This window comes from Variovorax sp. J2P1-31 (assembly GCF_030317215.1).
Lineage (GTDB): Bacteria > Pseudomonadota > Gammaproteobacteria > Burkholderiales > Burkholderiaceae_C > Variovorax.
The window spans coordinates 251,002-265,200 of sequence record NZ_JASZYA010000001.1; the positions used below are offsets into that span (position 1 = coordinate 251,002).

Annotated in this window: 9 protein-coding genes; 6 read left to right on the top strand and 3 right to left on the bottom strand. The window is 69.7% G+C overall.

From position 1 onward, the window contains the following. The first annotated feature begins 152 nt into the window (after positions 1 to 152). Positions 153 to 2,726: a hypothetical protein gene (locus QTI20_RS01200; RefSeq protein WP_286574127.1), complete on the top strand. Its 2,574-nt coding sequence runs from the start codon at positions 153 to 155 to the stop codon at positions 2,724 to 2,726. 75 nt (positions 2,727 to 2,801) lie between these two features. Here QTI20_RS01200 and QTI20_RS01205 read toward each other — a convergent pair whose 3' ends face one another. From QTI20_RS01205 to QTI20_RS01215, 3 genes are all read right to left on the bottom strand, one after another. Further along, on the bottom strand, positions 2,802 to 3,377 hold the full coding sequence (locus QTI20_RS01205; RefSeq protein WP_286550707.1) for a DUF2939 domain-containing protein: 576 nt from the start codon (positions 3,375 to 3,377) through the stop codon (positions 2,802 to 2,804). Positions 3,378 to 3,454: 77 nt separating this feature from the next. After that, on the bottom strand, positions 3,455 to 4,417 hold the full coding sequence (locus QTI20_RS01210; RefSeq protein WP_286550706.1) for a Bug family tripartite tricarboxylate transporter substrate binding protein: 963 nt from the start codon (positions 4,415 to 4,417) through the stop codon (positions 3,455 to 3,457). Then, positions 4,401 to 5,321 carry a LysR family transcriptional regulator gene (locus QTI20_RS01215; RefSeq protein WP_286551014.1) on the bottom strand — a complete coding sequence of 307 codons (921 nt, stop codon included), beginning with the start codon at positions 5,319 to 5,321 and terminating at the stop codon, positions 4,401 to 4,403. The genes QTI20_RS01210 and QTI20_RS01215 overlap by 17 nt, the downstream gene beginning before the upstream one ends. Before the next feature lie 92 nt (positions 5,322 to 5,413). Between QTI20_RS01215 and QTI20_RS01220 the strand changes: the two genes are divergently transcribed. The 5 genes from QTI20_RS01220 to QTI20_RS01240 all read left to right on the top strand — a co-directional run bounded on the left by QTI20_RS01220 (position 5,414) and on the right by QTI20_RS01240 (position 14,176). Continuing rightward, on the top strand, positions 5,414 to 6,862 hold the full coding sequence (locus QTI20_RS01220) for a hypothetical protein (protein ID WP_503011375.1): 1,449 nt from the start codon (positions 5,414 to 5,416) through the stop codon (positions 6,860 to 6,862). 41 nt (positions 6,863 to 6,903) lie between these two features. Beyond that, positions 6,904 to 7,896, top strand: coding sequence for a tripartite tricarboxylate transporter substrate-binding protein (locus QTI20_RS01225; RefSeq protein ID WP_286550705.1), 993 nt, complete (start codon positions 6,904 to 6,906; stop codon positions 7,894 to 7,896). A 395-nt stretch (positions 7,897 to 8,291) separates the two neighbouring features. Beyond that, on the top strand, positions 8,292 to 11,849 hold the full coding sequence (locus QTI20_RS01230) for a hypothetical protein (protein ID WP_286550704.1): 3,558 nt from the start codon (positions 8,292 to 8,294) through the stop codon (positions 11,847 to 11,849). 70 nt (positions 11,850 to 11,919) lie between these two features. Further along, positions 11,920 to 12,426 carry an OmpA family protein gene (locus QTI20_RS01235; protein ID WP_286550703.1) on the top strand — a complete coding sequence of 169 codons (507 nt, stop codon included), beginning with the start codon at positions 11,920 to 11,922 and terminating at the stop codon, positions 12,424 to 12,426. 31 nt (positions 12,427 to 12,457) lie between these two features. After that, the gene (locus QTI20_RS01240; RefSeq protein WP_286574129.1) at positions 12,458 to 14,176 is read left to right on the top strand and encodes a YyaL domain-containing protein; all 1,719 of its coding nucleotides are present in this window, start codon (positions 12,458 to 12,460) and stop codon (positions 14,174 to 14,176) included. Positions 14,177 to 14,199: the final 23 nt, after the last annotated feature.

Sequence of the window (14,199 nt, forward strand, 5' to 3'; positions counted from 1 at the left end):
ATGTTCGTTACCTTAAAAGGTATTTTTTAGTGTCGAAAGTATTCATCTCAAGACTCGGAGCCATGGTGGCCCTGCTGGCCATGGCCATCGGTATTCCCACTTCGGTATTTGCCCAAACCCAAATCCTCACCGGTCAAAGCGGCTCCTTCACGTTGTCGAGCACCACCGTGGTGGTGTATGGCGCCAGCGGCCTCTACAGCACCAAAACCCTGACGCCCGGCACCTATGTGTGCGGCGACCAATTGTTCGGTGACCCCGCGCCGGGCAAGAACAAGCTCTGCGCCGTGAAGGACGGCGCCACGACCACCCCGATGACCCTGGTGACGGGGCAAAGCGGCACCTTCACGCTGACTACCACCACGACCATGGCCTATGGCGCGGGCTCGAGCCTGAACCAGAAGACCCTGACGCCCGGCACCTACACCTGCGGCGACCAGCTCTTCGGGGATCCGGCCCCGGGCCTGAACAAGCTCTGCTATGCCATGCAGACCTCGACGACGCCGACGCCCACCCCGACGCCGACGCCAACCCCCACGCCGACCCCCACCCCGACGCCGCCCACCTCCACCGGCCAGATGAAGCAGCTGACGGGGCAGAGCGGCACCTTCACGCTGAGCACGGCCAGCAGCATCGCCTACGGCACCGGCACCCGCTTCAACATCAAGCAGCTGGCCGCGGGCACCTACACCTGTGGGGATCAGCTGTTCGGCGACCCGGCACCGGGCGTGAACAAGTCCTGCTATCTGGTCGACGGCAGCACCACGACCCCGACCCCCACGCCGACCCCGACGCCCACGCCCACGCCTGACCCCACGCCGACGCCGAACCCCGGCGTGATCGCGATCAGCGGCGACGTGATGGTCAACGGCGCGGTGTCCAACGCCGAGTACCAGGCGATGGCGCAGAAGATGGGCACCGACGATGCGATCGCGTACCGCTACGGCCCGTCCTCGGCCGACTACGGCACCGCCTCGCAAAGCGGCCTGCCGACCTACGGCAAGCGCACCAGCCAGCCGATGAACATGGTGTCGATCCAGAACCCCAACGGCCAGGGCAACCGCGGTTGCGGCTGGACCGGCTGGTGCGGCAACTGGCAGGTCGGCGGACCGCTCGAGTACGACCCGGGCGACTACAGCTCGAGCATCCTGAACTTCGGCTACATCCCCGACGCGACGCCCGACGCCAGCTTCTACAAGCGCTCCTACGCGGCCGGCTTGGGCTCGGTGCAGGCGATCAGCGTGGCGCACAACACGATGTCGGTCGAGCCCGAGGCGAGCTGGACGCGCTACAACGGCCCGTCGAACGACGGCGGCACGATCGACGCCGGCGTGGACATGTACCTCAAGAGCTTCTCGCTCCAGAAGCCGGTGGCGCTGGGCAAGTGCTACGGCCGTGGCGGCTGGTGCACCAACACGCTCGCGGTCTATGCCGACGGTCGCATCGTGGGCGTGGGCAGCAACACGGCGAGCAACCAGGTCAGCGCGCAGCTGCCGGCCGGCAAGGTGCCGACCGCGCTCACCGTCACCAACAGCGGCGAATTCGCCCTGGTCACGGTCTGGGACACCGCCGCCATGCGCGGTCAGGTCGCCGTGCTGGCGCTGGGCGACGGTTGCCAGGGTTGCTCCATGGCCACCGAATCGCAGTGGTACGGCAACTGGGGCAACTGGAAGCGCTCCTACCCGGGCATGCCCGGTCTGGGCAACTACAACTTCATCAAGCTGATCGGCTTCGTCGACCTGCCGGACACCATGAAGGCGCCCACGGAGATCTCGGTGTCGACCGGTCTCGCGAACAACGACTACCAGCGCGTGCAACGCTACTGGGACACCGACCTGGACAACGCGAGCGTTCGAACGCGCTACTTCAGCGGTGACCTGTCGAGCGCCTATGCCCGCGCCGGCATGGCCGTGGTGATCTCCAAATCGGAGAAGCGTGCCGCCTTCGTGGACCTGCGCCCGCTGTTCGCCTACTACAAGCAGCAGTACTTCGGCCAGGCGCAAGCCGGCTTCAACAGCATGATCGCCAACCGCGGCATGCAGGCTTCGCAGTGGCCCTACACCTTCGACGTCGCCTCGGGCCAGAAGCCCACGGTGGTCAAGGTGATGGACCTGGACAACCGTCCCACCGCCGTCAAGGTGTCGCTGACCGCGCCGTTCCGCGCCTTCATCGCCACGCAGGAAGGCAAGCTGCGGGTGTTCGACCTGGGTTCGGGCTACCTGAACCAGGCCTCGGGCGGCACGCCGTCGGACATCGTCGAGCGCTTCTCGGTGGCCGTGGGGCGCAACCCGACGGGCATCGCCTACGCCAAGGAGAAGGCCTCGGCCACCCCGGTGATCAAGGACATCTATCCCAACACCGTCGAGCGCGAGATGATCGTGACCTCGCGCGGCGACCGCAAGGTCCAGTGGGTGCGTTTCGATTCGGGCATCACCTCGGGTTCGGTGGCGCGCACGCTGCAGGAGAGCCGCATGATCGATCCGATCTCGACGGAAGACACGGACAACCACGGCACCGAAAGCTACGTGGTGAGCGTGGCCGACTACGGCGGCAAGGGCATCCACAACTTCCTGTACGGCCCGATCACCTGGCACACCTACGCGGCGTCGAAGGCCTGCTCGGACGCCAAGGGCGGCTGCAAGCTGCTCAACAACGCAGCCTTCGAGTACGGCGGCACCTTCAAGCTGCCGGGCAAGCCCTTCCACGCGATGGGCGCCAACATCAACTGATGGCGTGAGAAGAAGCGGTCGCCTCCGAGGAGGCGACCGCCAATGGCCCTTCGGGGCCCGGCGGCCGCTCCCCTTTCAGGGCAGCGGCCGCATTGCATGGGGCGGCGGCTCGGGCAACTCGACCGCCGTGAGCTTCCAGGACCACAGGCCCTGGCGCGTGAACACGAACGCGCCGGCGGCCGAAGCGCCCTCGGCGCGCAGCAGCGCCGTCGACAGGTTCCGGTAGCGCAGCGCATGGTGCCATGCGCTGCCCGCCCCGGCCGGTGGCGCCTCACGCAGCGCCGCCATGTCCACCGTCACCTTGCCTTGCGCGACCATGCGCATCACGCTGGCCGGCGAGACGAAGCTGTCCACCATCTGGCCCAGCAGGCCCACGGCCAGCATCTGGCCCAGGCCCGACAGGCGGTCGTTCTTCCCGGCGGCGCCCATGGTCTGCGTCATTTCGTGCATCAGCTGCGCCTTGAGGTTTTCCGTCAGCGCGGGAAGGTCGACGTGCGCGGAGAAGGCCGCGGTGTCCCGTGCCTCGGCGGCGGCGCGCAGGCGCTGGAGCGCCCAGTAGGGGCTGAGGTACAGCGCGGTGCTTGCCAGCACCACCGCCAGCGCGGCGGCCGTGCCGGCGATGCGGATGCGATTCTTCTCATGCTTCTTCAATGTCTTGCGCCTTGTGTGCCACCTTCGGGCGCTGGATCGTAACGTCCGGCGCGGACCGAATCGGGCGCGAGGCGCGCCTACCGCCGCGCCTCGCGCGCCACCTGCTGCGCGAAGGCCTGCGCGCTGCCTTCGAAGGGCAGGTTGCTCATGCCGCGCAGCCGCGTCTGGAGCGCGGGGGTGTGCAGCGCCACCGCCACCGCGCGGTTCAGCCGCTCGGCCAGCGCTTCGGGCAGCTCGGGCGGCGCGAACAGGCCGAACAGCGAGTCGAGGTTCGCGTCCTCGTAGCCGAGCTCGGCCAGCGTGGGCGTGTCGGGCAGCACCTGCAGGCGCGCCGGCGCGCCCACCGCCAGCGCGACCAGGCGGCCCGCGGCGATGTCTTCCAGCTGCGCGCTGGCCACGTTGGTGGACAGCACCTCGAAGTGGCCCGCCAGCGCATCCAGCAGCTGCTGGCCGCCGCCCTTGTAGGGGATGTGCAGGATCTCGGTGCGGCTCGCGCGGCGCACGCGGTCGAGCACCGCGTAGCCGGTCGTGCCTTCGCCGGTGGTGGCCCAGCGCACGCTGCCCGGCGACTGGCGCGCCTTGTCGACCATGCGCGCGAAGCCGTCGACGCCCAGGCTGCGCGTGCCGACGACCAGGATCGGCGTGCGCATGACGCCGGCCACCGGCACGGCCGCGCGCAACGCCGTGCCGCGGCTTTGCGCGGCCTGGGCGCGCAAGGCGATCGCGGTGGCGGCCACGAAGCACAGGCTGTGGCCGTCGGCCGGGCGCCGCACCAGCAGGTCGAGGGCCAGCGTGCCGCTGGCGCCGGCCTTGTTCTCGATCACCACCGGCACGCCCAGGTCGGCCGACAGCACCTCGGCCAGCGCGCGTGCGATCTGGTCGCTGACGCCGCCCGGCGGATAGGCCACCGTGATGTGGATCGCACGCTGCGGCCAGCGCGCGGCGAAGGCGGCGCCGCCCAGCGGCAGGGCTGCCAGCGGCCACCGCAGCAGCGCACGGCGGCGGTCGGAGGCCGGGCCCGGGCTAGTCGAAGAGCGCATGGTCCTTGCGGGCGGCGAGCTCGCGCACCAGCGCGATGAAGGCGCCCGTGGGGCCGTTGCAGTCCGCCTCGCGGTAGACCAGGGTGAGCGGCGAGCGCAGGCTGCGCGCGTCCTTGAAGGGCCGGTACACCACGGCCTGCGCGTGCGTGCCGCGCATCGATGCCGGCGCGATCGACAGGCCCACGCCCGCGGCCACGAGGTTGAGGTTGGTCATCATGTGCTCGACCTCGACCGCCAGCTCGACCTCCACGTCCTCGCGCGCGCAGGCCGCGAGCAGGTTGGCGTAGAGGCCGGGCGCGCCCGGGCGCCGGACCAGGATCAGCCGCTCGCCCCGCAGGTCCTTGAGCGTGACCGGCGTGGCCGGATCGGCCGCCAGCCGGTGGTCGATCGGAATGGCCAGCACCGATTCCTCCTCCAGCACCGGCTCGAAGGCCAGGCCGGCGGGGCGCGCCACCGGCACGCGCACGAAGCCGCAGTGCAGCCGCGCGTCGAGCACGGCGGCCGTGATCTCCGCGGCGTTGTCCTCGCTCACGTCGATCTGCAGCTCGGGGTGGCGGCTGCGGCACAGGCGCAGCGAGGCCGGCGTGAAGGCATGGGCCGCGGCGGAGGTGGTGAAGCCGATCGCGATGCGTCCGCGCCGGCCCTCGACGAAGTCGAGCATGCGCGTCTGCATGGCGCCGAATTCCGCCAGCAGGCGCCGGGCCTCGGTCTGCAGCAGCCGGCCCGCTTCGGTGAGCTTGACGCCCTTGGGATGCCGGTTGAACAGGTCGGCACCGAGCTCCGTCTCGAGCGCGCGGATCTGCTGCGACAGCGGCGGCTGCTGCATGCCCAGCGCTTCGGCGGCGCGGGTGATGTGGCCGGCGTCGGCGACCGCCATGAAGTAGCGAAGGTGACGGATCTCGATATGCATTGTGTATGGCGGTCATATTCTAGACATCTTTGCCATATCGTCTTCTTGTTTCCACAATCCGCCGCATACCTACAGGAGACAAGACCTTGAAAGCACTTTGCAATTCGGCCGCGGTGACGGCCGCCGCGGTCGCGGCCGTGATCGCGCTGTCCGCTTGCGGCGGCAGTTCCGACGACAACAGCGCTGGCGCCGCGCCGACCCCGCCGGTGAAGCCCGCGCCGGTCGATCCCGTGCCCGTCGATCCGCCGGCTCCCGCGCCGGAATCCACCGAAGCCGCACCCAGCCCGGTCGCCTGCCCGGCGGCCGTGCCCTCCACCGCCAGCTGCCTGGGCGGCGTGGATTCCAAGGGCGCCTACTACCTGATCGCCAAGCCCGCGGTCTGGAACGGCAAGCTGGTGCTGCATGCGCATGGCGGCCCCAGCCTCGACGCGCCGACCGCCGAGCGGGCCACCGAAGACCTGACGCGCTGGGCCGTGATGGTCGATGCGGGCTATGCCTGGGCCGGCTCGACCTTCCGCCAGGGCGGCGTCGAAGTGCGCGCCGCCGCGGAAGACACCGAGCGCCTGCGCGGCATCTTCCGCCAGCACGTGGGCAAGCCGACCCGCACCATCCTGCACGGGCAGTCCTGGGGCGCGGGCGTGGCCGCGAAGGCGGCCGAGATGTTCACCGCCGAGACGCTGGGCGTGCAGCCCTACGACGCGGTGCTGCTCACCAGCGGCGTGCTGGCCGGCGGTACGCGCTCCTACGACTTCCGCACCGACCTGCGCGTGGTCTACCAGTACCTGTGCAACAACCACCCGCGTCCCACCGAAACGCCCTACGCGCTGAACCTGGGCCTGCCCGCGGGCGTGACCATGACGCAGTCGAACCTCTCGGCCCGGGTCAACGAATGCTTGGCGCTCAACAAGGCCGCCGCCGACCGCACGCCCGAACAGAAGGCACGCATCGCGACCATCGAGAAGGTGATCAGGATTCCGTCCAGCGCGATCCAGTCGCACCTGAACTGGGGCACCTTCCACTACCAGGACGTGAGCAGCAAGCGCACCGGCGGCGCCAGCCCCTTCGGCAACGCGGGCGTGGTCTACAGCGGCTCGGACGACGACGCCGCGCTCAACGCCGGCGTGCTGCGCTACAGCGCCGACCCGGCCGCCTACGGCCGCTTCGCCGCCGACACCGACCCCACGGGCAAGATCCCGGTGCCGGTGCTCACCGTCAAGTGGATCAGCGACCCCACGGCCTTCGTCGAGCTCGACGCCCAGTTCAAGTCGGTGATGCAACAGGGCGGCAGCGGCGACCGGCTGGTCCAGACCTTCACCACCAACGGCACCCACAGCTACATCAGCGGCCCGACCTACCCGACGCTGATGAACGCCTTGCTGGCCTGGGTGGAGCAGGGCACCAAGCCCACGCCCGCCGGCATCGCGGCCGCCTGCCCGGCCAACGAAGCCGCCTTCGGCGTCGGCTGCAGCTTCGACCCGGCCTACACGCCCGCCGCGCTGGAAACCCGCGTGCCGGCCCGCACTCGCCCGCAGTGAACGCTTTGACAAGACGACGACGGAAAGACCCGGAAGCCCTCATGAAATCGACGCTGAAGAACACGCTGGGCCTGGCCCTCGGGGCCCTGGCCCTGGCCGCGGGCGCCCAGGCCCAGAACTACCCCGACGGCAAGGTCATCACGATCGTGGTGCCCTTCGCAGCCGGCGGCCCGACCGACCGCGTGGCGCGCGACCTGGCCGAGGCCATGCGCAAGCCGCTGGACGGCGTGAGCATCGTGATCGATAACGCCGCGGGCGCGGGCAGCACCATCGGCAACGCCAAGGTCGCGCGCGCCAAGGCCGACGGCTACACGCTGCTGCTCACCCACGTGGGCATGGCCACCACCCCGGTGCTCTACCGCAAGCTGCCCTACAACTACGAGACCGACTTCGAGTACCTGGGCCTGATCAACGACGTGCCCATGACCGTGATCGGCAAGCCGCAGCTGGAAGCCAACAACTTCAAGGAACTGCGCGAGTGGATCGGCAAGAACCCGGGCAAGGTGAACCTGGGCAACGCGGGCATCGGCTCGGCTTCGCACCTGTGCGGCCTCTTGTTCCAGAGCGAGCTGAAGGCGGAAATGACCACCGTGCCGTACAAGGGCACGGCGCCGGCGATCGCCGACCTGCTGGGCGGCCAGATCGACCTGCTGTGCGACCAGACCACCAACACCACGAGCCAGATCGAGGCGAAGAAGGTCAAGCCGTACGCGGTGACCACGCTCAAGCGGCTGATGACGCCGGCCTTGAAGGACATCCCGACGCTGGACGAGTCGGGCATGAAGAACTTCCAGGTCACGATCTGGCACGGGCTGTACGCGCCCAAGGGCACGCCGCCGGCGGTGCTCAAGAAGCTCAACGACGCGGTGAAGGTGGCGTTGAAGGACCCGGATTTCATCAAGAAGGAAGAGGGCCTGGGCGCGGTGGTGGTGACGGACAAGCGCGTGGAGCCGGCGGAGCACAAGAAGTTCGTGCAGGCGGAAGTCGCGCGCTTCGGGCCGGTGATCAAGGCCGCGGGCGTGTACGCGGACTGATCTCGCGCTGCGCTTGAACGACAAAGCCGCCGGCCCTTCGGGACCGGCGGCTTTTTCAATGGCGCGAAATCCGTTGGAAATCGGCGGGGCGCCCCGCGCCTTTCAATGCTTTTTAAAAATTAAACCTAAAGAATTCATTTGCCGCCGCGTCTGTTTTTTCAGGTCGGACATGGACTTGTCATGTGTGGCGGAACGAGCTTGCGGATGTTACGTAACGCCCCACTCAAAACGCATTCGTAACACGTCCCCGACGGCATTCGCCGACCCATTGAATTTCAATCAATTCATTTGAAATCAATGACTTAGCTTGAATCCGACTGGAATAGAGAAGAGGCGGCACGCCGGCGGCACGCGAGTTGCGGAAAGAGATGCATCTTTTTGTTCAAGAGGGTGCCATGACCGTTCCATCGACATCGACCGCTGCGTCCACTTCCGTTTCCACGTCCGCCGTGGAGCCCGTTGTCATCGCGCAGGCTTCCGGCCTGCCGACGGCGGCACCCACCGGGGCCGTGGCCTCCGCCGTCGCGGCCGCGCCGACCGGTGCCGGCACGCTCTCGAACGCGACGCCCGGCGTCACGGTGATGCGCGGCGGCGAGACGATCGCCGTGCAGGGCTCGCAATCGCTGCTGGCCGGCGACCGCGTGATCGTGCCGGAAGGCGGCCAGGCGGCCGTGACCTTCCCGTCGGCCACCGACAAGGCACCGCTCACCGGCGTGTTCACCGGCGGCACCGACGCGACCATCGCGACCACGCGCCTGCCGGGCGGCCTGGAGCAGGTCGACGTCGACCTGGCCGCGGGCGACTTGGTGGTCACGCCGACCGAAGGCGCGGGCGACGCGGCCGCGGTGGCAGTGACCAAGAAGGTGGCGGCCGGTGCCGGCGGCATCGGCCTGGGCGAGTTCGCGCTCGGCGCACTGGGCGCGCTGGCCCTCGGTGCGGCGCTGAGCGACGGTGGTGGCGACAGCGGTGGCGGCGGCACGACCGTGCCTCCGGGCAGCGGCGAAAGCGATGCCGACGCGGATGCCGACGCGGACGCGGACGCGGACGCGGACGGTGACTCCGATGCGGATGCGGACGCCGACGCCGACGCAGATGCAGATGCTGACGCCGACGCCGACGCCGACGCCGACGCTGACGCGGATGCCGATGCGGACGCAGACGCAGACGCCGATGCAGATGCAGATGCAGATGCAGATGCAGATGCAGATGCAGATGCAGATGCAGATGCAGATGCGGACGCCGACGCGGATGCCGACGCTGACGCTGACGCCGACGCCGACGCCGACGCCGACGCCGACGCCGACGCCGATTCCGACACGCTGCTCCATCCCGCCGATGGCGTCGTGGGCGATCTGGTCGACGCGGTCGACGGCGTGCTCGGCACGGGCGGCGCGCTGGCACCGGTGACCCACGTGGTCGACAACGTGACGACCATCCTCGACGGTGCGCTGGCACCGCTGCTGGGTGGTGAATTCACCACGAACAACCCCAATGCGCTGGACCCGGTCGATGACGTCGTGGCCACCGTGGGCGGCCTGGCCGGCGGCGTGCTGAGCCCGATCCTGGACAAGGTGCTGGGCAATGGCGTCACCGACGCGCTGCTCGGCGGTGTCGCCCATCAGGTCGATTACCTGACCGACGGCGTCGTGCACCTGGTCGATGACGTGGTGATCGGTGGCGTGGTCAATGGCCTGCTGGCCGACACGCCGGTGGCCGACTTGGTCAATGGCCTGCTGGGCGACAAGGGCCTGCTGGGCGAAGGCAGCCTGGTCGGTGGCGTGTTGGACGGCGTGCTCGGCCAGGACGGCCTGGTCGGCGGCCTGCTGGCCGAGAACGGCCTGGTGGGTGGCCTGCTCGCCGAAGACGGCCTGGTCGGTGGCCTGCTGGCCGACAACGGCCTGGTGGGCGGCCTGCTCGACCCGCTGCTGGGCGACCAGGGCCTGCTGAGCGGCCTGACCGGCGAGGACGGCCTGACCGGCGCGCTGCTGGGCCCGGACACGCTGGTGGGCGGCCTGCTGGCCGAGAACGGCCTGGTCGGCGGCCTGCTCGCGGACGACGGCCTGGTCGGTGGCCTCCTGGGCACGCAAGGCCCGGTCGCCGGCCTGGCCAACGGTCTGCTGGGCGAGAACGGCCTGGTGGGGGGCCTGCTCAATGGGCTCACCGGCGGCCAAACGCCGGCGCCGAGCGGCGACTCGCTGCTGTCGCCGGCCAACACGCTGGTCGGCAATGCCACCGACGTCGTCGCCGGCCTGCCGGTGGTCGGCGAACTGGCCGGTGGCCTGCTCGAGCCCGTGGGTGGCCTGGTCGCCGGCGCGACCGGCGCGGTCGAAGGCCTGCTGGCCCCGGTGCTGGGCGACAGCTTCACCGCCAACAACCCCAACATCCTCGACCCGGTCGACGACCTGACCGGCGGCCTGCTGGCCACGGCGGGTGGCCTGGTGAGCCCGCTGGCCGACGGCCTGCTGGGCCAGGGCGCCACGAACAGCCTGATCAACCCGGTCATCGGCCAGGTGGACTTCCTGACCGACGGCGTGGCGAATCTGGTGGGCGGCGACCTGCTGGGCGGCGTGCTGGGCCAGGACGGATTGCTGGGCGGTTTGACGGGTGGCGATCTGCTGGGTGGTGACCTGCTCGGCGGCGTGCTGGGCGAGAACGGCCTGGTGGGCGGGCTGATCGGTGGTGACCTGTTGGGTGGTGACCTGCTCGGCGGCGTGCTGGGCGAGAACGGCCTGGTGGGCGGGCTGATCGGTGGCGACCTGTTGGGCGGCGACCTGCTGGGTGGCGTGCTGGGCGAGAACGGCCTGGTAGGCGGGCTGATCGGCGGCGACCTGTTGGGCGGTGACCTGCTCGGCGGCGTGCTGGGTCAGGACGGCCTGGTGGGTGGCCTGATCGGCGGCGATCTGTTGGGCGGTGACTTGCTCGGCGGCGTGCTGGGCCAGGACGGCTTGGTGGGTGGCCTGATCGGCGGCGACCTGCTGGGTGGTGACCTGCTCGGCGGCGTGCTGGGTCAGGACGGCCTGGTGGGCGGTCTGATCGGTGGCGACCTGTTGGGTGGTGACCTGCTCGGCGGCGTGCTGGGTCAGGACGGCCTGGTGGGCGGTCTGATCGGTGGCGACCTGTTGGGTGGTGACCTGCTCGGCGGCGTGCTGGGTCAGGATGGCCTGGTCGGCGGGCTGATCGGTGGCGATCTGTTGGGCGGTGACTTGCTGGGCGGCGTGCTGGGCCAGGACGGCTTGGTGGGTGGCCTGATCGGCGGCGACCTGCTGGGTGGTGACCTGCTCGGCGGCGTGCTGGGCCAGGATGGTTTGGTGGGTAGCCTGCTCGGCGGCGGCGCATCGGGTGGCGGTCTGCTCGACGGCGTGCTGGGCGAGCACGGTCTGGTGGGCGGCTTGGTCGGAGGCGACCTGCTGGGTGGCGTGCTGGGCCAGGACGGCCTGGTCGGCGGCCTGCTCGGCGGCGGCGCATCGGGTGGCGGTCTGCTCGACGGCGTGTTGGGCGAGCACGGTCTGGTGGGCGGTTTGGTCGGTGGCGACCTGCTGGGCGGCGTGCTGGGCCAGGACGGCCTGGTGGGCGGTCTGCTCGGCGGCGGCGCCTCGGGTGGCAGCCTGCTCGACGGCGTGCTGGGCCAGGACGGCCTGGTCGGCGGCCTGCTGGGCGGTGGCGCATCGGGTGGCGGTCTGCTGGGCGGCGTGCTGGGCGAGAGCGGCCTGGTCGGTGGCCTGCTGGGTGGCGGCGCCTCGGGCGGCGGCCTGGTGGGCGGCCTGCTCGGCGGCGCCGGCGGTGGCGCAGCGGGCGGGGGCCTGCTGGGCGGTGTGCTGGGCGAGCACGGCCTCGTGGGCGGTCTGCTGGGCGGCAACAGCGGCCTGCTGGCCCCGGTCACGAGCGTCGTCGACAACGCCGCAGGCGGTGCGGGTGCGCCTGTCAGCCAGCTGCTGCACGGCGTCCTCGCCTGAGCGGCCGGGCCCTGCCTCTGAACGCGGGCCCGCACCACGGTGCGGCCCGCGCCCTCCCAAAGGAAAGCATATGAACCGATTTCTCAGCCTGAGCCTGGTGGCCGCGGCCACGGTGCTCGCGGGTTGCGCGACACCCAGCGACGGCAGCGACCAGACCACCCACTACTACGCCAACCGTCCGGCCTCGCGTCCGGTCGCGGGAGTGCGCGTCAATCCGGCACCGCCGAAGGCCGAGCGCGGGCCGGTCGGCGTGGCCCGCATCGTCTACTTCGATTTCGACAAGTCGACCATCCGGCCCGCCGACCGCAGCGTGGTGGAGGCGCATGCCAACTACCTGCGCGCGCGCCGTTCCGAGTCGGTGGTGCTCGAAGGCCACACCGATGTGCGCGGCGGCCGCGAATACAACCTGGCGCTGGGCCAGCGCCGTTCCGAGTCGGTGAAGAAGGCCATGGCACTGCTGGGCGTGGACACCTCGCAGGTCGAAGCTGTGAGCTGGGGCACGGAGAAGCCGGCCTCCCTGGAACAGACCGAGGCGGGTTACCAGCTCAACCGCCGCGTCGAGTTCAGCTACCGCTGAGCCGGCAGCCCCTCACGGAGACCGGAACGCAATGATCGCTTTCAGGGAACGGTTGCGCGCCTGCCGGGACCACCTGCTGTCGCACTGTGCGCCGCTGCCGGCGCCGTACCCGGCCTACGTGTTCTTCTTTTCGGCCACCGATGGCCAGCAGCGTGCGCATGTCGTGCACGCCGGCGGCCCGGACTTCACGACCGCATGGCAGCGCGGCGTCGAGCTGCTCCAGCAGTGGATCGATACGCAGGAACCGGGCGCGCTGTGGCTGCGCGTCGACTGGGTCGAAGGCGCGCGCGCCGTGAGCTGGGAGCGGCTGACCCATCAGCTGGCGCTGACCAAGCGCAACTATTTCCGCTACGGCATCGCCTTCGACGAAGACTTCGAATGCGCCTTCACCGAGCAGGAGCTCAACGCCAACGCCATGCTGTACGGCGGCTCGGGCATCGAGCATGCGGTGGTCAACCGCGGCAACTTCGGCATCTACCATCGCACGCGCTTCGGCCCGGCCCCCATGCCCGAGCTGCCGCCCGCCGGCCAGGTCTACCTGCTGTCGACCCGCGGCGTGTTCTGCCAGCCCGACGGCGTGCCCCATGCCATCGAAGGCGCGGGCCTGAACGCGGGCCGCCGGGTCGTCGACCGGCTCGATTCCGAGCGCGTGCTGGCGCTGGTGCGCAGCGGCTCGTCCTTCCTCGCGCAGCAGGTGCGTGACAACGGCGCCTTCGTCTACGGCCACTTCCCCTGCTTCGATCGCCGCATTCCCACCTACAACACGCTGCGGCATGCGAGCTCGGTCTACGCCATGCTCGAGGCCTGGGAGCTCACGCGCGACGATGCGCTGCGGGATGCGATCGAGGTCGCCATCGAGCATGTGGCGAAGGAACTGGTGCGACAGTACACGCTGCCGGATGGCCAGGAAGTCGCCTTCCTGATCGACACCGCCGACGAGATCAAGCTGGGCGGCAACGCCGTGTGCCTGCTTGCGATGGTCAAGTACTGCGAGCTCATGGACAGCGACCGCTGGCTGCCGCTGCTCGAGAAGCTGGCCCTGGGCATCGCCTCGCTGCAGGACCCGCAGACGGGCCGCTTCTACCATGTGCTGCATGCCGGCGACCTGTCGCTCAAGCAGGCCTCGCGCATCATCTACTACGACGGCGAAGCCGCCTTCGGGCTGCTGCGGCTCTATGCGCTGACGCGCGACGGCCGGTGGCTGGCGGTGGTGGAGAAGGCCTTCGGCTACTTCATCGCCAACGAACACTGGCGCGCGCACGACCACTGGCTGAGCTATTGCGTGAACGAACTCACGCGCTGGCGGCCGCTGGAGGTGTATTTCCGCTTCGGCCTGCTCAACGTGGCCGACCACCTGGACTTCGTGCTGGAACGCAAGACCACCTTTCCCACGCTGCTCGAGCTCATGCTGGCCGCCGAGCAGATGCTGCGCCGGCTGCGCGCCATGCCGACCATGCGCCATCTGCTCGACGACTTCGACACCGCCAAGTTCTACCGTGCGCTCGAGCACCGCGCGCACTACCTGCTCAACGGCTTCTTCTGGCCCGAGATGGCGATGTACTTCAAGAAGCCCGCGGCCATCAACGGCTCCTTCTTCATCCGGCACCAGGCCTTCCGCGTGCGCATCGACGACGTGGAGCACTACCTCTCGGGCTTCGTCGCCTACCACCGCTTTCTGCTGCAGACACCGATCGTCGAATCTGTGGTCCCGATGTCGAAACAAGACTTGTCAAGAGTAACAATCCAGTGACAATTTGGGGGTGCGCACGGGCG

Excerpts from the sequence above, each read along its gene's own strand:
- QTI20_RS01210 (WP_286550706.1), bottom strand. The coding sequence starts at position 4,417 with ATGCGCTCTTCGACTAGCCCGGGCCCGGCCTCCGACCGCCGCCGTGCG.
- QTI20_RS01225 (WP_286550705.1), top strand. The coding sequence starts at position 6,904 with ATGAAATCGACGCTGAAGAACACGCTGGGCCTGGCCCTCGGGGCCCTG.
- QTI20_RS01230 (WP_286550704.1), top strand. The coding sequence starts at position 8,292 with ATGACCGTTCCATCGACATCGACCGCTGCGTCCACTTCCGTTTCCACG.
- QTI20_RS01235 (WP_286550703.1), top strand. The coding sequence starts at position 11,920 with ATGAACCGATTTCTCAGCCTGAGCCTGGTGGCCGCGGCCACGGTGCTC.
- QTI20_RS01240 (WP_286574129.1), top strand. The coding sequence starts at position 12,458 with ATGATCGCTTTCAGGGAACGGTTGCGCGCCTGCCGGGACCACCTGCTG.